19 protein-coding genes are annotated in these 23,278 nt (G+C 52.6%); 8 read left to right on the forward strand and 11 right to left on the reverse strand.

Annotated elements, in window-relative coordinates; all coding sequences use genetic code 11:
- Positions 1 to 13: 13 nt before the first annotated feature.
- Positions 14 to 1,195, reverse strand: a complete 1,182-nt coding sequence (locus tag FH871_RS02770) for a sensor histidine kinase (protein ID WP_138989793.1) — start codon at positions 1,193 to 1,195, stop codon at positions 14 to 16.
- Between the two features lie 95 nt (positions 1,196 to 1,290).
- Here FH871_RS02770 and FH871_RS02775 point away from each other — a divergent pair, with 95 nt between their 5' ends.
- Together FH871_RS02775 and FH871_RS02780 are read left to right on the forward strand one after the other, a co-directional pair.
- Entirely contained in the window at positions 1,291 to 1,824 is a 534-nt protein-coding gene (locus FH871_RS02775; protein WP_138989794.1) for a hypothetical protein, read from the forward strand.
- Positions 1,825 to 2,045: 221 nt separating this feature from the next.
- Entirely contained in the window at positions 2,046 to 3,362 is a 1,317-nt protein-coding gene (locus tag FH871_RS02780; RefSeq protein ID WP_138989795.1) for an NCS2 family permease, read from the forward strand.
- Positions 3,363 to 3,365: 3 nt separating this feature from the next.
- On the opposite strand, the gene FH871_RS02785 is transcribed toward FH871_RS02780, so the two are convergent.
- Positions 3,366 to 3,809, reverse strand: a complete 444-nt coding sequence (locus tag FH871_RS02785) for a RidA family protein (RefSeq protein WP_212768195.1) — start codon at positions 3,807 to 3,809, stop codon at positions 3,366 to 3,368.
- A 77-nt stretch (positions 3,810 to 3,886) separates the two neighbouring features.
- Here FH871_RS02785 and FH871_RS02790 point away from each other — a divergent pair, with 77 nt between their 5' ends.
- Positions 3,887 to 4,693, forward strand: coding sequence for a 5'-methylthioadenosine/adenosylhomocysteine nucleosidase (locus tag FH871_RS02790; RefSeq protein ID WP_229316989.1), 807 nt, complete (start codon positions 3,887 to 3,889; stop codon positions 4,691 to 4,693).
- A 100-nt stretch (positions 4,694 to 4,793) separates the two neighbouring features.
- Here FH871_RS02790 and FH871_RS02795 read toward each other — a convergent pair whose 3' ends face one another.
- The 9 genes from FH871_RS02795 to tnpA all read right to left on the reverse strand — a co-directional run bounded on the left by FH871_RS02795 (position 4,794) and on the right by tnpA (position 17,141).
- Positions 4,794 to 5,537, reverse strand: coding sequence for an HpcH/HpaI aldolase/citrate lyase family protein (locus FH871_RS02795; protein ID WP_138989797.1), 744 nt, complete (start codon positions 5,535 to 5,537; stop codon positions 4,794 to 4,796).
- Positions 5,534 to 6,628, reverse strand: a complete 1,095-nt coding sequence (locus FH871_RS02800) for a phosphotransferase family protein (protein ID WP_138989798.1) — start codon at positions 6,626 to 6,628, stop codon at positions 5,534 to 5,536. The genes FH871_RS02795 and FH871_RS02800 overlap by 4 nt, the downstream gene beginning before the upstream one ends.
- Positions 6,629 to 6,635: 7 nt before the next feature.
- Entirely contained in the window at positions 6,636 to 7,895 is a 1,260-nt protein-coding gene (locus FH871_RS02805; RefSeq protein WP_138989799.1) for a sialidase family protein, read from the reverse strand.
- Positions 7,879 to 9,036 (reverse strand): sialidase family protein, encoded by a 1,158-nt coding sequence (locus FH871_RS02810; protein ID WP_138989800.1) that lies wholly within the window; start codon positions 9,034 to 9,036, stop codon positions 7,879 to 7,881. The genes FH871_RS02805 and FH871_RS02810 overlap by 17 nt, the downstream gene beginning before the upstream one ends.
- A 28-nt stretch (positions 9,037 to 9,064) precedes the next feature.
- Positions 9,065 to 10,519, reverse strand: coding sequence for a RagB/SusD family nutrient uptake outer membrane protein (locus tag FH871_RS02815; RefSeq protein WP_138989801.1), 1,455 nt, complete (start codon positions 10,517 to 10,519; stop codon positions 9,065 to 9,067).
- 39 nt (positions 10,520 to 10,558) lie between these two features.
- Entirely contained in the window at positions 10,559 to 14,161 is a 3,603-nt protein-coding gene (locus FH871_RS02820; protein WP_229316993.1) for a TonB-dependent receptor, read from the reverse strand.
- Positions 14,162 to 14,188: 27 nt separating this feature from the next.
- Entirely contained in the window at positions 14,189 to 15,193 is a 1,005-nt protein-coding gene (locus FH871_RS02825; RefSeq protein ID WP_138989802.1) for a FecR family protein, read from the reverse strand.
- A gap of 59 nt (positions 15,194 to 15,252) precedes the next feature.
- Complete coding sequence (locus tag FH871_RS02830) at positions 15,253 to 15,936, reverse strand: RNA polymerase sigma-70 factor (RefSeq protein ID WP_138989803.1); 684 nt, start codon at positions 15,934 to 15,936, stop codon at positions 15,253 to 15,255.
- 728 nt (positions 15,937 to 16,664) lie between these two features.
- Positions 16,665 to 17,141 (reverse strand): IS200/IS605 family transposase, encoded by a 477-nt coding sequence (tnpA, locus tag FH871_RS02835; RefSeq protein ID WP_138990240.1) that lies wholly within the window; start codon positions 17,139 to 17,141, stop codon positions 16,665 to 16,667.
- A 192-nt stretch (positions 17,142 to 17,333) separates the two neighbouring features.
- Here tnpA and FH871_RS02840 point away from each other — a divergent pair, with 192 nt between their 5' ends.
- From FH871_RS02840 to FH871_RS02860, 5 genes are all read left to right on the forward strand, one after another.
- Entirely contained in the window at positions 17,334 to 18,887 is a 1,554-nt protein-coding gene (locus FH871_RS02840) for a neutral/alkaline non-lysosomal ceramidase N-terminal domain-containing protein (RefSeq protein ID WP_138989804.1), read from the forward strand.
- 83 nt (positions 18,888 to 18,970) lie between these two features.
- Positions 18,971 to 19,654 (forward strand): response regulator transcription factor, encoded by a 684-nt coding sequence (locus FH871_RS02845; protein ID WP_138989805.1) that lies wholly within the window; start codon positions 18,971 to 18,973, stop codon positions 19,652 to 19,654.
- Between the two features lie 3 nt (positions 19,655 to 19,657).
- The gene (locus FH871_RS02850; protein WP_138989806.1) at positions 19,658 to 21,028 is read left to right on the forward strand and encodes a cell wall metabolism sensor histidine kinase WalK; all 1,371 of its coding nucleotides are present in this window, start codon (positions 19,658 to 19,660) and stop codon (positions 21,026 to 21,028) included.
- Between the two features lie 243 nt (positions 21,029 to 21,271).
- Positions 21,272 to 21,541, forward strand: a complete 270-nt coding sequence (locus FH871_RS02855; protein WP_138989807.1) for a hypothetical protein — start codon at positions 21,272 to 21,274, stop codon at positions 21,539 to 21,541.
- 62 nt (positions 21,542 to 21,603) lie between these two features.
- Entirely contained in the window at positions 21,604 to 23,232 is a 1,629-nt protein-coding gene (locus tag FH871_RS02860) for a SulP family inorganic anion transporter (RefSeq protein WP_138989808.1), read from the forward strand.
- The last annotated feature ends 46 nt before the right edge of the window (positions 23,233 to 23,278 follow it).

A 23,278-nucleotide genomic window follows, 5' to 3' on the forward strand; every position in this document is an offset into this window, starting at 1 on the left:
TGTTGTTGTTATCTTAAACCGGTATTTCAGCTACCGGCACCGTGTTCGGTTTCAAAACCGCCGACTCCCGGGGTAACTGCAAGGTCAAATCGACCAGAAACGTTTCTTCTTCCGGCTGAATTTTCAGTTCATAACGACCCGGATACAGCAATTCCAGCCGTTTCCGCACGTTCTGCAATCCGATTCCCCCAACGGAGGTTGCCCCAACGGAAGCTGGAACGACCGTATCGGCATCGCGGCTGTTGACCAACTTGAATGTCAGCACCTGATCATCGACGGACAGGTCCAGAAAAATCCAGGCCTGTTCCAGTTGTTCACTGGTTCCGTGTTTGAAGGCATTTTCCAGAAACGGAATCAGCAACAGGGGCGCCATCTGTATTCCCTGCAAATTGCCGTGGAAATTCATCGAAACATCCAGCCGCGAACCGTAGCGCAACTGCTCCAGTCCGATGTAATTTTTCATGAATGCAATCTCCTTTTCCAACGGCACCTCCGACGCGTTGCAGTCGTAGAGCATATAACTCAGCAATTGCGACAGTTTCAGCACAACCGCCGGCGATTGCTCCGATTTTCGTAACGTCAGGGCATACAGGTTGTTGAGGGTATTGAACAGAAAGTGCGGATGGATTTGGGACTTCAGCAACTGTAACTCCGCGTTAAACTTTTCTTTTTCAATCTGCCGATATGCCTGCTCTTTCAAATACCAGATTTTGACGAGTTTGATCGCAGCCGCAAAACCGCCCACCGTAATGCCGCCCCGTAATCCCGCCATCAATAAATAGGTTAAGCCCCCCCCACGAGCCCGCGACGTACCGAGCCACGCATGCAAAGGCGCAACAACCGAGGTCGACAGAAGAGCCGATGCCGACGCGCTCAGAAATGAAAAAAGAATAACGCCAACCACCATTTTCCAATAGGGCCCTTTGTCCAGATAGCGGGGGAATAAAACATAAATAATACCGTACGACAGAACCATATGGGCCGGCATAAATATCAGTGAACTGACGCCGGAGGAAAAAAAACCCAGAAAGAACGCTTCGGGTTTTCCGTAACCGCGATGCAGGAAATAGGAGATCGGAAAAACACCATACAAAACCGTGAAGTAGAGTTGAACAACTCCCCAAAAAAGCCCGTGCCGGGCCAGACGGTAACGCGGCTGATTGGAAAAGATAAAGTTGGTGTTAGACAGTTGCATACGAGTACCCGATTGCCGACCGAATATAGATAAACGACACCTTTCCTGCCACGAATTGCGCGAATTGTAGACGAACGGTAACGAATCGTCGCCAAATGACTCTTTTCAGCGCCCTAACTACACTCGTCGCCAGCCCCTTGCTGTATCTGTTGGGAACCGGCGCATTGGGCGACAATCCCGGCAGGCGGTTTTTCCCGTGTTTACCTTTGAAGCGTCAATTCCGACTAAAACAACAACTACGAACGAACCGCTTCGGCGCTACCACCATGAAAATCAATCCACACTACCGTTTGGCGCTATTCGCCACTGCTTTATTCCTGTCTTTGTCGGCTTTCAGCTTTGGTCAGGGACGGCAACTCCGTCAGTCAACCTCACCCCGTCAGGGCTTCTGGGTCGTGGAATCCCAACCGAAGCAGAACTGCATCGTGTTTTTCTACAACGATGACAACCAGCTCATTTACAAAGAAAATCTGGCGAAAAAACGACTCAATCTCAAACAGGCCAAAACCCGGGAGAGTCTGAATGCCGTGCTGGAACAGGCTTTGCAACAATGGGCCATTTCGCAACAACCGGGTGGCGCGGCCATGCCAGCCGATCAGCAATGGCTCGCGACGGAGTTTCGAAAATGAGGTGAGATAAGAGATGAAGGACGCTCCCCTCAGCCAGCAAGCCTTGGTCTCTTGTCTCACGTCTTTACTATAATTTGGTTAAATTGGTTCGAGTCCCCCGGCATGGGCAGTTTGCTCCGGGCCGGGGGCTTTTTTGTGCGAAATAATCACTCAATTGCCAGACGGGGAGTTGAATTGGTGTTCGTAATCCGTATTTTCGGACTTCGATCCATCCGTTCTTCATGCAAACCGGCCTTTCCGTTCCCGCAACCCGCACCGAAATCCTGGCGGGTGTTTCCACGTTTCTGGCAACCATGTACATCATCGTGGTCAATCCGGCGATTCTCAGTCAGGCCGGTTTGCCGTTCAGCGGGGTGCTGACAGCCACGGTTTTGCTGTCGTTTGGGTGCAGTGTGATGATGGGCCTGTATGCCCGCAACCCGATGGTGGTGGCGCCCGGTATGGGCCTCAACGCCTTTTTCACCTTCACTGCCGTCAAGGGCATGGGCATCCGCCCCGAAGTGGCGCTGGGAGCCGTTTTCTGGGCGGGCATTCTGTTTTTGATCCTGTCGCTTTTCAACGTCCGGTCGGCCATTGTCAGGATCATTCCCAAACCGCTGCGGTATTCGGTCTCGGCCGGTATTGGCCTGTTTATCACCCTGATTGGGTTTGAAAATGCGAAGTTTATTGTGGCTAATCCGGCCACGCTGGTCAGCATCGCCAGCCTGAAAGACCCAATCATTCTGACGTTTATTTTCGGACTTTTCATCACCAGCGTTCTGGTCATCCGGCAAGTTCCGGGGGCCATTATCATCGGTATTCTGCTCACTACCCTGGCCGCGTTGCCCATTGGCCGGTGGTGGGGCGATGCGTCGGCGGTCAATTTCGGGCAAAAAACACTGGTCAATTTTCAGGGTCTTTTTGCCGCCCCGGATTTCAGTCTGATCGGCAAACTGGATCTGGTCAACTCCCTACAATGGTCGCTCTGGCCGGTGATTTTTGCCTTTGTTTTTACGGACTTGTTCGACAGTCTGTCCACCTTCGTGGGCGTGGCCGAAGCCGCCGATCTGTACGACGAAGACGGAAACCCGCGTAACCTCAACCGCTCGCTGACGGTCGATGCCGTGGCCACGACGATGGCGGGCTTGCTCGGCACCAGCCCCGGAACGGCCTACATCGAATCGGCGGTGGGCATTGCGCAGGGCGGGCGTACGGGTCTGACGGCCATTGTGGCGGGTTGCCTTTTTCTGCCGTTCCTGTTTCTGTCGCCGTTGCTGTCGGTGATTCCGGCTATCGCCACCGCCCCGGCGCTGGTGCTGGTCGGTGCTTTCATGATGAAACCGATTACCAAAATCAACTGGGGTCGGCTGGACGATGCCTTACCGGCCTTTCTGGCGCTGGTCCTGATTCCGTTCAGCTACTCGATTACGCAGGGAATTATCTGGGGATTTCTGATGTGGACGGTCGTAAAACTGGCCATTGGCCAATCAAAAGAGGTGCCGGTCGGCTTATTACTTGTCGATTTATTCTGCATTCTGGCACTCTTTTCCGGACACTGATGGTCACGGAAGCACGGCCACCAGTTCCACTTCCACCAAGGCCGTTTCTTCGTACAGCCGTTGAATCTGCACCCAGGTTGCCGCCGGGAAATCGTTGTTATAAAACTTCTTACGAACGTCGTTGTGCTTTTTCATTTCCTCGATGTTGGTCGTGTATAAATTCTCTTTGACCACGTTCTGAAAAGTAGCCCCGTAAAAAGCCAGTGTTTTTTGAAGACCATTGTACACGTTCGTCAGTGCAGAAGCCGCTTCGCCCCCGCCCACGGTTCCCGAAATGTAAATGGTTTTGCCGACCCGGACGGCCTGCGCATAGCCCGCTCCATCCTCACCGGCTTTCCCAAAATGAAATTTCTGTTTTTCAATTGCATTCTGGCTGGATTGTGCGTTGACTTCATTAAAAACAACGGTCGAAAGCATGACAAGAATAGAAATGGCAAGTTTTTTCATCGTATTTTAGTTGTTTAACCCCAAAGAGTATGCCGCATAAACTATACAAAATGATTCGTTTAAACAAATTTCTGATTTTGGGATGGTTCGTAATCGGACTTGTCGTCGGCACTACGCCTATTCAGGCCCAGCGGTATAAACCCCGTCCGATTACGGCCTTACTCGGCGCTTTCGACGAAGAGGTGAAGCTGGTACAGAAATCCCTCAAGAAACCGAAAAGCCGGACGCTCAACGGAATTCACTTTATGACCGGGCGGATCAATGGTCACAAAGTCGTGATCGCCGAAACCGGAATTGGAAAGGTCAATGCTGCCATGACGACGGCATTTGTGCTGGCCTATTTCAAACCGGAACGGGTGCTTTTTACGGGAATCGCGGGTGGCACCAATCCCGACCTTCAACCCGGCGACATCGTGATTGCCCGGCAAACCGCCCACCACGATTACGGTTACATTACGTTTCAACAACAGAAAACGAATCAAACCCGCAACGCCATCACGAAAGACCTGAACCCAACGTACTTTCCCGCCGATTCACTCATGATGCTGGCGGCACAGGAAGCCGCGAAAACCGTTCCGTTTGAGAGCATTCCCTCCACCAAACGGCCACCGTCGGTTGTGGTAGGCACGGTGGTGACGGGCGATGTGTTCGTTTCGTCCGACGAAAAAGTGGCCAGTCTCTGGTCGGAATTCAAAGCTGACGCTACCGAAATGGAAGGCGCGGCTGTGGCGCAGGTTTGCTACCAGCAACAGGTGCCGTGTCTGGTGATCCGGAGTTTGAGCGACAAAGCCAACTCCAACGCCCGGCAGGATATGCTCACGTTTTTCAAGATTGCCGCCCGAAATTCGGCCAATCTGGTGATGACCATTGTGGGAAAGTTGTAATCCGATCAGGATTTGAAAACCGTGCCTGGTATCAGATTTAGATAACGGCTTTTGGTCTCTTCGTGCCGACAGTTAACAGTCAGAAGTCGCCGGGATGAAATTACAGGGTAAGAATGGTTTGGAAACCGTCGCGCAAAATGCCCAGATCCGAGCCGATGGCCAGGCAGGAAAAACCGGCTTTTCGCAGTTCCGGTACGTCGGCCGGGTTTCGCACCAGAATTCCAGCCTCTTTCCCGTTCTTTTGGGCCGCCTGGCTCACCCGCGCCAGGGCATTGGTAAATGGTAGGGACGGTTTGGATGGGCAACGCACGGCTAGATCCAGTTTCAGATCCGCTGGCCCCACAAAAAGCACATCGACCCCCTCAACTTCAGCGATCGCTTCGGCATTCATAACACCTTCATAGTCTTCCAGTTGGGCCATAAAAACCGGAACGGACTGTTTCTCAATGGCTTTGGAGGCACGCAACCCGTAGTCATACGCCCGCACCGAACCGGAATAGCCGCGGGTTCCGTGGGGCGGATAGCGCATGGCGGCCACGCAGGCTTCCGCCTGCGCCGGAGTCGAAACGCGGGGGAGCATAATTCCCGACGCACCCCAGTCCAGCGCCCGGGCAATCAGCACCGGATCGAGGCTGCCCACCCGGACCATGAGCGTAACATCCGGGTTTCGGACGGCCTGCAAATTCGCCAGCAACCCGCTTTCCGTCAGACAGCCATGCTCCAGATCGAACAGCAGCCAGTCCAGCGAACACGCTCCGGCCAGCTCGGCAATAACCGGCGAACCCGTTGACAACCAGGTCCCCAAACCCAGTCGACGGACATTTTTCTTTTCGAAGGAATTCATAAATCAGCGATCGTTTTATGGCCCTGCAAACCCAGCATCGCCGTTCGAATCCGGTCTTTGGTGAAGCTTTTCAGGGATTGTCCCGACGATCCGGCTCCGATCAGGAAAAAATCGTCCTGCCGGTCGAAGTAACCCGCTCCCACCCGAATAACGGCTTTGACAATCATATTCCGAAGCAGATGCAGCCAGAAACGCGGCAGGAATTGTTCCGGCAATTCCCGGATGGTCTGATAACCCGTCAAAACCGCCTTGATGAAGTCGCCGGAATGAAAACAGGCCAGCAAAGCCAGGTCGTCCGTGGGGTCACCCGAAACCGTGTCGTCCCAGTCGATGACGGCTTTTAGTTCGTCCGGCGTTCCCAGCATGTTCCACAACGCCAGGTCTTTGTGAACCAGACAACCGGTTTTCAACGCCAGCAAAGCGTCATTTTTATCGACAAGATCCTGTAAATCCAAGCTTTCTTCGTCGGTCAGAAACTGGGCATTCGTCAGAAAATCCAGATGCCGTTCCCAATTCAGCCGGAAATAAGCGCGGTACGTTTCGTGTAAACCGATTAACCGACCGGTTTTTCGAAGCAACGCCGGATCAAAAGGGCCGAAATTGTCAGGTGAAATTTGCTGCCAGCGGGCCAGATTGACTCCAATTTCGTGCGCAATAGCAGGTTCGTTTAGCGCCCCTTTTTTGCGTAACGCGTTCAAATCCGGCGCATCGATAAACGCCAGAATCTGGTACGCAAAAGGCACCTTGGATCGGGACGCATCGACGGCAAAAACCGGGGGCGTCGGCACCCCGGTTTGGCGAACCTGATCCAGAACGGCAGCTTCCACCTCCATGTAATCGTCTTGCTCCGGCCCGTTTTCCAAGCGCAGAAAATAGGTTTCTCCGCGATGCGACGCCAGATACGTCAGGTGATTTCCCTGACCGCCCGCCGGTTGCAGCGTAAAGGAAGAATCCCCAAAATAGGTTTGCAAAACCGTTCGCAAAGCGTCTTCTACGTCCTGATCCGGTACGGAGGCATGTGGCGTTATCAGACTGTAAAAAGCAGAAGGCCGGTCGCATTTCCAGTAATAAATCTGTTGCCGATTCGCCATTTTGTTTTTAGTTCTTAGCCTCTGCTTTGGCTTCCAGCGATTGACTAATCACCTGTTTGGCTTTGGCGTTCGGCGTTACAAAACCGCCTTTCAGAACATCTTCTTCCGTAAACCGGGCCAGCAGAATTTCTCCGCCCGTACTGCGTTTCCGGCCCCGGTCGTAGGAAATATACAGGGTGCCGTCGGGTGCCTGAACACCATCGGGATACGTTACCATATTCCGTTCATCCAGCAACAAACCGCCCTGCCAGGTCTGCCCGTCGTCGTCGGAAAGATACGCCGTCAGGTGCGACCGGGCGATTTTGCCATCCACTTTGGCGTGCTTGACCAGCAACAACCGACCCGATTGCAAACGGCGGATAAAATGCCGGGCGTTGGTGTTTTCAATCGCCGACTTCTGCGGTTCCGACCAGGTTTTCCCCTTGTCGTTCGAGTAGCTTTCCCAAAGTCCTTTGGCCGTGCGGGTGGTCAGCCAGAGTGTGCCGTCGCGCCGTTCGACGATGTGCGATTCGTCGTAGTCGGGCTGCGGAAACCGGACCCCGCCCCGGCGTTTCCAGGTGCGACCTTGATCGCTGGAAACGAAGACGTTAGCCATCCGGAGCGAATCCAGTTCGTGGTGCGCTTCCCGATACGGAGAAGCCGGGTCCATCGCGATGATTTTCTCCCGGTTCCAGAGCGAAATCACCAGCAGCCAGTCGCCGTTGGCCAATACGGTGGGTTTGTTCAGGGAGCAGCCGTGCCAGATTCGTTGCGGTTTCGACCAGGTGGGTTTGTCGCTGTCGGGGTTGTTGCACATGGTGTACCAGTTACCGGCACGACCGTCGAAAAACGTCATCGATTGGTCGAAGAAAAGCCACAGCCGACCGCGCGGATCGGTCCACAAGGTTCCGACAATGGCCCGGCGGCTTTCGCCCAGCGACGCATCGTGCGGATCAATCACGGCACGCGGTTTCGACCAGGTTTTGCCGTTGTCATCGCTGGTGGTCAGCGCAAAAAATGCTTCTTCGTTGTCACCACCGCCCACCCAACAGGCCCAAAGCCGTCCTTTGGGCGTTCGCTCGAGGCCAATGGTCATGTTGAAATCCAGCCGGTCCGGATCGTATTCTGACGACGGAGCCGTATTGACAACCGGTGGCACCAGGGCCGGATCGACCGGTTTTTTCGTCTGCGCCCGAAGCGAAAAAGCCCCCATCGACAAGCTGATTGCCAGACAAAAAAACTGTACTCTACACAGGTGATTCATCCCATCGTTACCTAAAATCTGCATACGGTATTTTCATGAAATAGTGCCGAATACCGTCTTCCATTGCGAGATAGAGCACTTTTTGGGCGTCGTCGGCAAAACCGTCGGGGTAGCAGATCATGGCCGGATTGTGTTCAATTTTCTCCATCGTGGCGGTATTCTCAATGGTCGCCAGCCGGATTTTTTTTGACCAGGTTTTACAACCGTCTTTAGAAACCCAAAGCGACACTTCGCTGCGATCTTTGCATTGGTTTCCGATCAGCAAAACGGTTTGTCCGACCTTCAACAACATGATTTTTGAATTTCCATTGGGAATATCGCTCGGGGCAACTTTGGTCCAGGTGCGACCAAAATCCCGGCTTTCGGTTCGGTACAGGACGCCGGTTCCGGAAGCCCGCATCAGCATCACCAGATGTCCGGTTGCCACTTCAACCGTGTTGGGTTCCCAGAGCATCCCCAGATCTTCGCGCTTGTGATAGCCGTGCATTTCGATGTTTTTCCAACCCGGCTTGCAAACCAGCGCCGAGACGCAGAACGGCCAGTTTTTGCCCTCAATCAGCTTCTGACGGCTAAATTTCTGGGTAAACCCGTCGGCCTGTTCCTGACAGAAAGCGGAGAAAAACCATTCGCCGTTGGACATCACAAAGCCGCGTCGCAGCGTAAAACTGCTGGCGAATCCCGGCAAACTCACCGGCTCCGTCCAGGTTTTTCCGGCGTCGGTACTGACGGTCGTAAAAGTTTTCAGGTTGTTGTACCAGCTTGGCGCGTCGAAGGTATTGACCGGCACAAACACGGTTTTATCGGCCACAAACAGTTCCGGCGACCAAACCGCCCGGGTCGGATGTTTCAGAAACGGTTCCGGCGACGACCAGGTTTTGCCTTCGTCGGTGCTGCGGGTGGCAACCACAAAATTGCCGTTGTCGGGTTCCCAGGGGCCACCCGTGTAGTGCAGACAGAGCAGCGAGCCGTCGGGCATCCGTCGCAAAACCGGCTCCCGCGACCAGCCATCGCCATTTTTCCTGAAATCGTTGATCAAAACCGGCGGATAGGCAAACACCAGGCCGTTAAGTTTCACCTCGCTTTTCTGGGCTTTCAGTTGAAAAGCGGAGCCCAAAAGGAGCAACAGGACCAGAAACCGTCGGATATGGGACGAACGTATTTTCATCGAATTAAAGAACAAACAAGTTAGAAGATCAATAGCCCAGATTTTGGGTTAACGCAGGATTCAGGTCGATTTCCCGTAGTGGAATTGGCATGAGCAACTCATTTTCCGTCATTTTGAAACTGATACCCTTGCTGGCAAAATGCGCATTCATGACCTCGATGGCGCGGCCCGTGCGAACCAGATCAAACCAGCGTTGCTCTTCGAACAGAAACTCCACTTTCCGTTCTTTCTCCAGTGCCAGCCGAACCGCCGGTTTGTCTAATCCGGTCAGATCCGCCAAACCGGCGCGTTTGCGCACCTGATTGATATACGGCAATGCATCGGCGGTTTTGTCCTGCTCGTTCAAAGCTTCGGCGTACATCAGCAGCACATCGGAAAACCGCGAAACCGGGTAGGTAACACTCCCGTCGGACACGTTGATTGCGCTGAAATCCACAAACTTTAACCCATACCGGCTATACACTTTCGTGCCGCCCAGCAAGGTGATGGTGTCGTTGACCGAAGCCGCCTTTCGCCGATCCGATTTTTCAAATGCATTGACAGAATTCAGCGTCGGTACGATTCGCCCACCGCCACTTTGGTTGTTGGGAAACAGCAGCATGTTGGACAGAGCGGGCGTAAATTGCAACGAATACAAATTGCCCAGATTGGACCCGGAGACAAACTTGATTTCAAAAATGGATTCGGTTAAATTATTATTTCCCTTGACCACCAACGTTTTATAGTCGGGCACTAAGGCATACTGCTTTTCGTCGATAACTTCTTTCAGTTTCGCAGCTGCCAACGCATAGTCTTTTTTGGTCAGGTACACTTTTCCCAGCAGCGTTTTAACGGTTCCTCTGGAAACCCGGCCTTTATCGGCGTTCAAGGTCGCCGGCATCAGCGACTCGGCACTGGTCAGGTCATCAAGGATGAGTTTGTAGACTTCTTCCTGCGGTTTTAGCGATAAATCGGTGGCTGCGATGTTGCCGGGGCTTCGGAACTCCACGTCGGTAACCGGCACCCGACCGAACAACTGCACCAGGTAAAAGTAACTGTAGGCCCGGAAAAACCGGGTTTCTCCGATAATCCGATCCCTTGTTACCGGATCGAACGAAGCGCCTTTGATGCGGTTTAAAATGGTATTGCAGCGGGCAATGGTGTACAAACCCACGTTCCAGGTCGCCAGAACCGTGGCGTTGGCGGCCGTAACGCTGTTGTCGTCAAACTCCACTTCGGCGGCTGTTGGCGCCAGCCACTGGAGCTCGGCATTGTCCGTTGCCAGTTCGTTGATGTAATGCAGATTACCGGTGTGAAATCCTTTGAATGAGCTGTAAACCCCCAAAAGAGAACTTTCAAAATCGGCCGCTGTGCGGTAGAAACTCTCGTCGTTAATCTGGTTCTGGGGCTGCAATTCCAGAAATTCCTGACACGACGTACTTGAAATCATGACCAGGAAAACGGCCAGAATCGTGCTTAGTTTATGTCGTATGTTCGGTTTCATAATCGTAATCGATAATGTTATTTTAAAAAACCGGTAGCGTTATTTAAAAGCGACCCGTAACCCCAATGTGGCAATGCGCGGAACCGGATAGGAATAAAAATCGATGCCGGATTTGGCAATGTTATCCCCGCCGATGCTGGCTTCCGGGTCAAAACTGGGATACTTTGTGAAGGTGTAGGCATTGGTCACATCCGCAAAAACGGTAAACGTCTGAAGACCAAGCCGGTTGGCGAGCGAAGCCGGGAACGCATACGAAAGGTTGATGTTCCGGATGCGCACGTACGACCCGTCGAACAAATACCGCGACGACATGCTGTTCCCCCGCGCATAATCGTTCCGGATCGCTCGCGGAAGCAGGCCGTCACCGGGATCTTCGGCCGATTTCCAGCGACGATCGGCCAGGGCAAGCTGATTCTGAACGCCCGCAACGTTCAACTGGGTTTCACCCGCCTGGAGATAAACCAGGTTACCTTCCGTTCCGATCACGCTGACATTCAGGGCTATATTCCGAAACGTAAATTTGTTGTTGAAGCCCCAGGTATATTTTGGCCACGGATTTCCGACGATTTTCTTGTCCGCATCCGTAATGCGTCCATCCTTGTTGACATCTTCAAACCGAAGGTCGCCCGGTTGCGTGGCCGGATGTACCAATGGGCTGGCTTTGATTTCTTCCGGCGTTTTGAAAACGCCCAGCACATTGAGCATGAAGAAACTCGAAATGGGCGAACCGACCTGACTAACCTGGTAGGGCGAGTTGACAATCCGGGAGCTGGACGTGCTGAGTGCCAGCACCTTGTTCCGGTTGGTGCTCAGGTTCAGATTGGTGGTCCAGGAAAAATCTTTCCCGCGGACGTTTTCCGAACTCACCGTCAGTTCCAGCCCTTTGTTCTCCACTTCGCCGATGTTCTGAATGGACGAGTCGAACCCGGAAGCCGCCGGTAACAAGGTGTTCAGCAACAGCCCTTTCTTGACGTTACGGTAGGCATCGACGGTGAACGACAGGCGGTTTTTGAACAGGGAAATGTCCAGTCCGATGTCGGCTTGAAGCGATTTTTCCCAGGTAAGGTCGTCGTTGGCCAGGCTTTGGGGCGTAATGCCCAGCACAATACCGCTGGTGGTGACGTAACGCGACGTTCCGAGGAGTCCGATGTGGGCGTAATTCCCGATCAGGTTATTCCCGGATGTCCCATAACTGGCTCTGATTTTCAGGTCATTGATGAACGTAAGACCCGCCATAAACGGCTCATCGGACAGGCGATAGCCCAGCGAAAAGGAAGGAAAGGTTCCCCATTTATGGTTGGCTCCAAACCGCGAACTGCCATCGCGACGCACTGTGGCCGTCAGCAAATACCGCCCGTTGAAGGTGTAGTTCACCCGGGCCAGCATTGACAGCATCGACCATTCGGAGATGAAATTCGTTCCGGCATTGACGTTGCCGCCCGACAGAAACGGAATATAGTCGGTCGGAAAATCGGACGCGCCAGCCTGCAGAATGTCGTCCGAATTTTTCTGCACCGTAAACCCGACTACGCTGTTGAAATTGTGCTTTTCACCCAGCATCCGCTGAAAACTGAGCGTGTTTTCGTTCAGCCAGTTCAGGCTTTTGCTGACATACGCTCCGGCGGTGGGTGGCCCGGTCAGATTGAAACCGTCTCCAATCCGCGATGATTTCCAGATGCGGTTGTTATTAGTAGTGTAGTTGACGCCCACCGACGATTTAAGCCGCAACCCGCTCATCAACTCATACTCCAGATAGTTGTTGGTGAAGATATTAGCTGCATTGCGTTTATCGGTAAATTCACGCACAATCACCAGCGGATTCTCGACCGGAACGCCCATCGGATCAACCAGTTCGGAGTACGGATTGCCGTTCTGATCGTAAACCGGGGCCAGTGGCGAGCTGGACAAGGTGGCCGCCAGCAACCCGCGCTGCCCGACGGTACCTTCGGCGCGGGCAAAATTGCCGTACGAATACGAACCGGCAAAGGAAGCGCCCAGTTTCAGGCGTTTGGTCAATTGTGCGTCGATGTTGGTGCGGAGGGTGAATTTCTTCAGGTTGGAGCCGATGATGATTCCTTCCTGATCAAAATAACCGCCCGAAACGTAGTAATTGATGTCGTTGGTGCCACCGCTGGCCGAGAGCTGGTAATTCTGAAGCGTTGCCGGCCGGAAAATCACATCCTGCCAGTCGGTTCCTTCGGTGGGCAGCAACTGCGGGTTTCGGTAGTCCGGTCGCACCCACTGGGGCTGACCGCGCACGCTGTTGGGATCGGAGGCTTTCCCGCCCAGATACACCCAGGCGTTGTCGCGCCCCTCGGCCACCATCTGCGCAAACTGCTGCGGATTCAGCATGTCCAGTTTCTTCGCCAGCGTCTGAACGCCCACCGATGACTCCAGATTAATGCTGGTTTTCCCCTGTTTGCCCCGCTTGGTCGTGATAATCACCACGCCATTGGCACCGCGTGACCCATAAATCGCCGTGGCCGATGCGTCTTTCAAAATCTCAACCGATTCAATATCAGACGGATTGATGGTACTCAGCGGATTAATTTTCGTCGTCGAAGCATTCGTGGCCATGCCGCTGGCCGAGTAGGAATTTCCGGTGAAGCTGCTCAAATCCGACCCTCCGCCCATCGAACCGATGGCGTATCCGTCGATGACATACAAGGGCTGATTACCGCCCGTGATGGAACTGATGCCCCGGATGACGACGTTGACGTTGCCGCCCGGCGCCCCCGTGGTCTGGGTAATCTGTGCCCCCGCCACCTTGCCCTGCATCATCTGATCGAAACTGGCGGCCGGAACCGGCAGCAGGTCTTTGCCGCTCAGGTTGACAATCGAACCCGTCAAATCCTTCTTTTTCTGCGTCCCATAGCCCACCACCACGACCTCATTCAGGGTTTTCTGGTCCGGTGCCAGTTGCACATCGATGGTGTTCCGGTTGCCAATTGCCACTTCCTGATTCAGATACCCGACGAATGAAAAGACCAGCACCAGCACCGATGTGCCGGCATCGTCGGGCACGTTGAGCCGAAATTCGCCGTTTCCGTCGGTCGTGGTTCCGCGCGTGGTTTTCTTCACCACCACACTGACCCCCGGCAGACGTTCGCCGGTTTCGCTTTTCACACTTCCCGTCAGCACCCGGTCCTCAACGGGCGCTTTCGCCGGGGCCGCCAGGGGAAGTTCGGCGGTGGCCGTCCCCCTTTCCGGGGGGCCATTCGCCGACGTTGGCAGGGAGAGCGCCGAATCCGGAAGCCGGGTTTCGGCATCGGCCACTTTCCGCGCCTTTTTGTCGCCAATGACCAGATACGAACTGCTGTTTACTTTTTTGTACCGCAAACCCAGTGGTCGCAAGACATTGCCGAGATTTTTTTCAAGCGTCGCTTTCGGGTTAATGGCTTCCGATGTAACCGTAAACCCTTCTACAGCACGCAGTTCAAACATGATATCGACCCCGTAGGTGTTCTTCAGATCGTTCAGTACGTCTTTGAGTTGCCGGACAGTTCCCCGTGGGATTTCAGCCGGTTTTTGCCGCATCGTACTGGCCAGCGCCAGGGACTGCGACCAGCCCGGCCGGAGCCCAAAAAGCAATAGGATCAACAGAAGCCCCGCTTGTGGAGCCCTTCGTAAAGGATTTACCATAGAAAGTAAGGGTTTAGAAAGTCTGGTTTAGTTGTCCATTAACTGGACATGATTGCCCTGCCGGACCACATTAATATCCAGCAATTCCGAGATGGATTGCAACAATTGATCGACATTATCGGCCCGAAATGACCCCATCAGCACCCGTCCGGCCAGCTTCTGATCCTTGATATCGACCTGTAAACCGTAGTTTTCTTCGAGGAGATAGGCCACTTCCTGCAAAGGCGTTTCCTCAAAAACGAACCGTTTTTCGCCCCAGGCCGGATGCAGTTGGGTTTGCTTCATCGTTTTCAGGGCAATGTGGTTCTGCGGGTCGAGCGTCACCAGCTCGCCGGGTTTCATCAGCACCTGCTTTACGGTTTGCCCGGTTTGCACCTGCACCTGAACTTTACCCTTGTTCAAGGTCACTTTGGCTCCGCGTTTTCGGGCAAAAACGGTGAATTCCGTTCCCAGAACCACCACTTCGAAATTCTTGACGGTTTTGACGACAAATTTCTGATCGTCGGCGGTGTGGGTCACCGAAAAATTGGCTTCACCGGTGAGCAGCACTTCCCGGATACGCGTCCCAAATCCCCAGCGGGGTACGCGTAGCATCGAATTCGCATTCAGGAGTACGGCACTTCCGTCGGCCAGTTGCAGCGAACGGGTTTCGCCAAATCCTGTTTCGTACGTTTGATATCGGATCGTATTGCGGAACAAAAAAGCACCAATGCTGACCAGCAACAGAAACGAAGCCGCCACCAGCCAGGGCCTGATCGACCAGCGGTTTTGCGCGGGCGCAACAACCGTTTCGGCGGTATTGACGGCGTCGGTTTGCGGATTGTCTTTCAAAAAAGCCGTGTAACGCTGAAGTGCGCTGTCGGTTTGGGTCAAATACTGCGGATGCAAATTTTCCCACTCTTCCAGCCATTCGTAGTAGCGCTCTTCGTTTGCTTTTTCCTGAAGCCACTGCGCAATCAACTCCCGCTGCAGCGGAGACGTTTTCCGGGCGAAGTGGTTAAATAGCAAACTTTTGTTGACTTCCGATTCCATTTCCTGCTACCTGCTGTTTATTCATAAGACAACTTTTCGGCAAAAGCACCTTAGTGGCTTCAGGAGTTATTCATCCACAGGACCAGCAAAATCAGCCAGTGCTCTTTCAATCCTTTCCGAATAATGCTCAGGGCCTTCACCATGTGTACCTCGACGGTTTTGATCGAAAGGCCCAATTCGGTCGCGATGGTCTGGTATTTTTTCCCTTCAAACCGGCTCAGCAGAAATACTTTCCGGCATTGCGGAGGCATCGATTCAACCAGATCTTCGACCCGGTGAAAGACTTCTTCGAACTGAATAATCTGGTCGGGGCGCTGGCTAAACGCACCCTCCTGCGTATCAGCGGTTTCGAGGTCTTCCAGCTTTTTAAATTCCAGGCGCAGGTAATTGTAGGCTTCGTTGCGGACACTGCGGAACAGGTAGTACCGGTACGAATCCGTCACGGATTCGTAGGCTTTTGTTTTCCAGAATTTACAAAAAACATCACTAACGAGGTCTTCTGCGGTCTCTTTGGAGTAGACAAACCGGACGGCATGGCTGCAAAGCGCCTGGTGATACCGCCGAAAAAGCAATTCGCATCCTTTTTGCGGGTTCTCGCTGAACGTCCGCCGAATGAACCATTCCGCATCCTGCCGAGCCGGTTTTTCATCCGCTGGCTCGATTTCCAGACCAGGGTCATTCCCGGGAGTGGTAATCGTCGGAACGTGGAGGTCGGCAGAATCGAACCGTTGACGGGTTTGCATAACCTTAGATTAAAACGAACGGGTCTTTGAAAGAGACAATGCTTTACTAAGAAAGACAACTTTTCACCAAAACCACCTTAGTTGGTTTTAAAAATTTCCCGAATAAAGACAAAAATGGTTGTGATTGTGGTCAAACCCGTTGGGCTGGGGCGCTCCTCCGGAGCTCAGGGTTGTCGTGCAGGGATTGCTTGCTATTGACAGGAAATCCCTTCGGGATCGCGTGTGCCGATTGGCGTCGTATTTGCATTGCCCCGGAGGGATTTTCTGTCAATAGTCGGCTTTTTACCAAAATTACCTTAGCTGTTTTGATAGATTTTGGAATAAAGTCAAAAATGGATTGTAATTGTGGTCAAACCCGTTGGGCTGGGGCGCTCCTCCGGAGCTCAGGGTTACCGTAGCAGAGATTGCTTGCTATTGACAGAAAATCCCGCCGGGATTGAGTGGGACGTCTGGTGTCGTATGTGCATGACCCCCGGCGGGATTTTCTGTCAAAAGTCGCTTTGCTTGCTATTGACAGGGATTCCCACCGGGATTGAGGGTGCCGCTTGGGATAGGATGTGCATGACCCCGGAGGGGTTTTCTGTCAATAGTCACCTTGGTTGCTATAAACAGGGATTCCCACCGGGATTGAGTGGGACGCCTGGTGTAGGATGTGCATGACCCCGGAGGGGTTTTCTGTTAATAGCAGACAGAATTCAGTCGATATCATCAAGCTCCGGAGGAGCGTACTACTTTCTAACTCCGTCATCAATCCATTCAAACAGGTATTTCGTCTCAAACGGCACTTCAAATTTTTCCAGTAGTGTAAGGTATTCCTCCCGAAACGTGTGCTTACGGTGGTGTTCTTCCTGATTTAAAATATAGCGCACAACCGCACCAACCTGCGAATGAGAATAGGTAAAAGCCCCATATCCTTCCTGCCAGTAAAATGGAATTCGTGTCCAGCGTTTTTCCTTAATAAAAGACGAAGTCGCCGTTTTTATATCCCTAGCCAAACTGGCAATGGTTAATGTGGGAGAAAATCCAATAAATACATGGACATGATCGGGCATACAATGGATTGCCAGTAACTTAGCGCCCCTGTTTTTTACGATCCCCGTTACATAGCGATGCAATTCTTCTTTGTGCTCCCGTGGAATAAGACTGTGACGGCCTTTAACGGCAAATACAATCTGTACGTAAAGCTGCGTGTACGTATCCGCCATAACCAGAATGTGTTTAATGACTTCCATTAGACATTTTTTTAAAACGGAAGTCACCTGGTCAAATCAGCATCCGTAATTATAACCCTTGATCAGCACAAGAAAATGACGCGTCATTCCCGTCGTAAACCGTAAACCGGAGTACCGTAACCGCTAAATCTTTACTTTTACGCGAACTCCTTAACTCCTTCCTCCGTGCGTAAATTTTTCATCGGTTTCCTGCTCTTTCTGGTTGCGGTCGTCGTGCTGGGTGCGGGCTACGGCTACTACAACAGCCGCGACCGGCATCCCAGCTATTCGCTCGACCTGAACATTCCGGCGCCTGCCCAGCCCCAGTCGCTCAAAGTCGGTTTTTCGGCGCTGAAAATCACCCCCTACCTCCCCGACCGCTGGACGGATAAAAACCAGGATGCGGCTTATAAACCGGACGACGGCGACACCTTTACCGACGGCAACCACAACGGCGAATTCGATGCCTACTGGATGGCGGGATTCAGCCAGAAACGCGCGGCCAACGGCGTTCACGACGATTTGTGGGCGCGGGCAATGGTGATCGACGATGGCAAAACCCGGCTGGCCATCGTGGCCGTCGACCTGCTCGGCTTTACACACAAAAACGTCATCAATGTCCGCAAATCCATCCCCGTCAGCGCGGGCGTTACCTATTCCATCGTGTGCAGCACCCACACCCACGAAGCGCCGGATTTTCTGGGGATGTGGGGTGGCAGTGTTTTAAAAAGTGGCGTAAACAAAGCGTATGAACTATTTGTTGAGCAGCAGGTGACGCGGGCCATCGTTCAGGCCGTCGAAAAGCTGCGACCGGCGCGGCTGCGTTTTGCGCAGGATTTGACCGGTGCGGATTCGCTGCAGATGGATACCCGAAAACCGCTGGTGAAAGACGCCGGTTTGTATAGCATGCAGGTACTGGATGCGGTGAAAGACAGCACCCTGGGAACGCTCGTCGTCTGGGGAAATCACCCTGAAACCTTGTGGAGCAAAAACACCCTGCTGACTTCCGATTTCCCGCATTATGTTCGGGCGTATCTGGAACAAGGAATCTCGCAGGGCGATTCGGTGGTGCAGAAGGGATTGGGGGGAACCGTGGTGTATGCGTCCGGCTGCGTAGGCGGATTGATGACGACCTCACCCAAAGTGACCATTCAGGATCCGCTGACGGGCGAGCGGTTTAAAGACCCGACATTTGAGAAAGCTGATGCGCAGGGAAAACACCTGGCAATGCTGATTTACAAATCGTTGCAGCAGGACACCGCGACAGCCCAACCAGCGGACATCCGGTTGAAAGCGCACACGATCGAAATCCCGCTGGCCAATAAACTGTTCCGGCTGGCGGTCGGATTGGGCGTTCTGGATGCCGGTTTTAGCAGTTGGGGGAACTTCCGGAGCGAAATTGCGGCTTTCCGTTTAGGCGAAGCGTCTTTTTTGTGTGTTCCGGGGGAAATCTATCCCGAAATCGTCAACGGCGGGGTTGAAAACCCGGTAGGTGCCGACTTTCGTATCAAACCGATCGAAACTCCTCCGCTAAGAAGTTTAATGCCGGGGAAATACAAGTTTGTGATCGGACTGGCGAATGATGAACTGGGCTACATTATTCCAAAAAGTGAATGGGATACGGAAGCTCCGCATATTTACAACCAGGAGAATAAACCGTATGGTGAAGTCAACTCCACCGGACCCGAAACCGCACCCAAACTATACCGGGCCATGGCTGAATTATTGCGTGATTTATAGCAAAAAAAGGAGTTGAGTGCTATATTTTTCCGTGGATATTATTTTCAAATCTAAACGGTTCAACTCCTGTAACATTGATTGGTATGCGGATTTTACTTGTTGAAGATGAACAGGAAGTAGCTTCATTTATTAAAAGCGGGTTGGAAGACTACGGTTTCGAAGCCGACGTGGCCGGCGATGCTTTGCAGGCTCAGGTGATGCTGGCCCATACTGACTACCCCACGATTATTCTGGATGTAAACCTTCCGGTAATCAACGGTTTCGAGCTGTGTAAACTCATTCGCAGCCGCTACGAAGATGTGTCGATTCTGATGCTGACGGCCCTGGGAAGTACGGAAAGCAAACTGAGCGGTTTTGACGCCGGGGCCGACGATTACCTGATCAAACCGTTCGAATTTCGGGAACTCGTGGCCCGGTTGCGGGCTTTGAACCGGCGGAGAAGCACCCATCCTTCCGAGGCCACGGTGCTGAAAATTGCGGATCTGGAACTGAACCAGCAGAGTAAAACCGTCAAACGCGGCACCCAGAAAATCATTCTGACCGCCCGCGAACTGGCGCTGCTGGAGTTCTTTATGAAAAACCAGAACAAGGCCCTATCCCGCAATGAGATTACCGAAAAAGTGTGGGATGTCAACTTCGACACCGGCACCAATGTGGTCGATGTGTATGTGAATTACTTACGAAAAAAAATCGATAAGGATTTCTCCCCCAAATTGATCCATACCATCACCGGTATTGGCTACATCATGCAGGAATCGGAAGAATAACAGATGAAAATAAGAGCGCGTATTTCGGTTACTTTCCTGATTATTGTCGCCACCAATCTGGTGCTTTTTTCGCTGGCGATCTATTTTATTTCTGAATATTTCCGGCAACGCGATTTCTATTACCGGCTGACCGACAAAGCCCGCATTACCGCCCGGCTGCTGATTGAGGAGGACGAAGTCGACCCGGCTATTCTTCGTTTAATTGAACGCAACAACCTGACGTCTTTACCCGAAGAACACATCGTTATTTACGACCAGCAGAATAAACAGATTTACGCCAGTGCCGACACCGCACACGGTATTGCGAGCCAACGCGACCTGCTCGATCGCGTTCGTAAACAGAAGCAACTTTATATGCGTCGCAAAACCCGGGAAATCGTTGGGCTGGCCTACACCTATCAGCAACAGGAATACGTGATCATTGCCACCGCCTACGACGAATCCGGGCTGACGGAAATCGCTCACTTGCGGAATATCCTCGGTTTCGGACTGGTTTTCAGCCTTTCACTGGTGGGTATTTCGGGCTGGATGTTTGCGGGTCGTTTTCTGCAACCGATTTCCAATGTGATCCGGCAGGTGGACCGCATCAGGGCATCGAATCTAAACATGCGGGTAGATGCCAGCGACAACAGCGACGAAATTGCGCAACTGGCCAAAACCTTCAATTCGATGCTCGACCGGGTGCAGGAAGCGTTTGAGGTCCAGCGGAATTTTGTGGCCAATGCCTCCCACGAACTCCGGACGCCCCTCACGATCATTACCGGCCAGATCGAAGTGACACTCATCAAGAAACGCACCGTTGAAGAACACGAAGCCAAATGGGTCGCCGTTCTCGACGTGATCAAACGGTTGAACGTGCTGTCAAATAATTTGCTGGAACTGACGCAGGTGAGCCTCGACGATGCGCCCATCAAATTTCACGAGGTGGCCCTGGACGAAGCCATCTATCAGGCAACCAAGATGTTAACCACCCGTCGACCGGATTATCAGGTCATTTTCTCCTTCGAAAGCGAAACCATTCAGTCTTCGCTTACGGTTCAGGGGAGCCTGGCGTTGCTGATTTCCGCTTTCGTAAACCTGATGGAGAACGGGTGTAAATTTTCGGCCAACAACCGGGTTGAAGTAATCCTGGGGGCGGATGAGCAATGGGCCACCATCCAGTTCAAAGACGAGGGGATCGGCATTGACCCGGCCGACATCAAGCACATTTACGAACCCTTCTTCCGGGCCGAAAACGCCAAACGAATCCTCGGCTACGGCATCGGCCTGCCGCTGACCTACCGCATCATTCAGCTGCACCGTGGACAAATCTCGGTTGCATCCAAAATCAACGAAGGCACGACCTTTACATTAAAGCTACCCAAAACGTTCTAATCGTTTCCTAATTGACTTCTAATCGACTTCTCATTGACTTCTAATTAACTCTTAATTACCTGCTTTCCATACGGTTGTAGATTTGTACTATCACAAGGAAAGGTATTTACTACGATAAAAGAATCATTAGTCCAGTCCGGTTCGACCCATTGCCTGTCAATGGGTTGGCGCATTTAAAGACCTGGGATTGTGAGCTTGTATCGATAAAACCGTCCGACTGAATCACACAAACTACCGGGAGCTATGCTAGTCGACACGAACAATACCGAAAAAAAATCGAGTAAACTCGTTAACTGGGGAACGGTTTGGGGACTGATTTTTGCCACCATCGCCCTCGATTTATACATCAATTACCGCGAAAATAGCCAGGATAAGGAAATTTATCGCACGAAATATGAAGTCAAGGCATCGGAAGCGGACTCGCTGCGGGCCGTAAAAGTTGAGTTGGAAAAGCGGTTACTGGAGCTTAACCAGCGCGAAACCACCGCAATCGAGGTCAGTTCAGCCAACTGACCGGATCGGTTTGACCGCGTTGTGATTATCCTAATGTGACTTCATCCAACCATTCATGCATCATGAAAACAACACAAAAAAACTTTCAAATCGTTGATTTGAGCAACGTAGAAGGGGATATCAAAGGAGGTGTTGTTTCATTTCTGGTAGCCGTCCCGCTTTGTCTGGGAATTGCCCTGGCTTCCGGAGCCCCTCTTTTTTCAGGAATCATCGCCGGGATTGTCGGCGGCCTGGTGGTCGGTCTGTTCAGTCGTTCAGCGCTGAGTATTTCGGGACCTGAGGCAGGTCTGATTGTTGTTGTACTGGCCGCCATTGAGTCGCTGGGTTCGTTTCCGGCTTTTCTGCTGGCAACCTTCCTGGCCGGTGTTCTCCAGATTGGGCTGGGGTACATGCGGGCCGGGATTGTCAGCAACTTCTTCCCTTCATCGGTCATCAAAGGTATGCTGGCCGGTATTGGCGTCATTCTGATTATCAAGCAGATCCCGCATCTCGTTGGCTACGATACGGATTCGGCCGAAGAGATTTCACTTTTTCAGCCCGATGGATTCAACATCGTTAGTCAGTTTCAGGCCGCCATCGGCCAACTCAACGGTGTCGCTTTTTTGATTGCCGTCGTGTCGTTGGCGATTCTGCTGCTGTGGGAACGCCCTTTTTTCAAAGAAAACAAGATTCTGAAAAATGTACCGGCGGCCCTGGTCGTGGTGGTATCGGGTATTGCTATCAACGGACTGATTGGAATTTTTCAGAGCGACTGGGCCTTGCAAGGCAACCATTTGGTGCAATTACCGGTGCCCGATAGCCCGGCGGCTTTCGTCGATTTGTTTACGATGCCCGATTTTGAACAATGGACCAATCCGCAGGTCTACACAGCGGCCATTTCCATTGCCTTGGTAGCCAGCCTGGAAGCCCTGCTGTCGATTGAAGCGACGGATGAACTGGACCCGCTGAAACGCAAAACGTCCACCAACGCCGAACTGAAGGCGCAGGGAATCGGCAACATGGTGAGTGGACTGATTGGAGGCATTCCGCTGACGTCCGTCATTGTCCGGAGTTCGGTCAGCATCAACGCCGGTGCCCGGACCAAGCTCGCAGCCCTGGTACATGGAACGCTGCTGCTGGTGTGTGTAATTGCCCTGCCGACGGTGCTCAACCGGATTCCGTGGGCGGCACTCGCGTCGATTTTGCTGATCACCGGCTACAAACTGACCCGGGTCCGGATTTTCAAGCAGCTTTTTGAGGAAGGTATCGCCAAGTTTTTGCCTTTCGTGGTCACCGTCGTTTCGATTTTGATGACGGATTTACTGACCGGCATTGGCATCGGTATGCTGGTCGCCCTGTTTTTCATTCTGCGGGAAAATTACCTCAACGCCCATAAAATGGAAACCTTTCAGGACAACGGGCAGGAGCACATCCGCATCAGTCTCGGCGATTATGTTTCGTTCCTGAGCAAGGCCAGCATGGTGAAAGTGCTGATGAACGTGCCCGAAAACGCCATTGTAGAAATCGACAGCAGCAATTCGTCGTACATCGACAGCGATGTGATGAACACGATTCAGAATTTTAAAGAAACCGCCCATAAACGCAACATCCGTCTGATTTTTCTGCGTGAACCAGCTGATTATAAACCCGTTCCGGAATCGGTGATTGCCATGCGCAACCGGCACCTGCGGGAAATCGAAGAAATGAACTAGCACCGGTTTTCCGGGCTTTCACCCCAATAATTAGCGTAGTCCTATC

This window comes from Larkinella sp. C7 (genome assembly GCF_006149005.1).
GTDB lineage: Bacteria > Bacteroidota > Bacteroidia > Cytophagales > Spirosomataceae > Larkinella.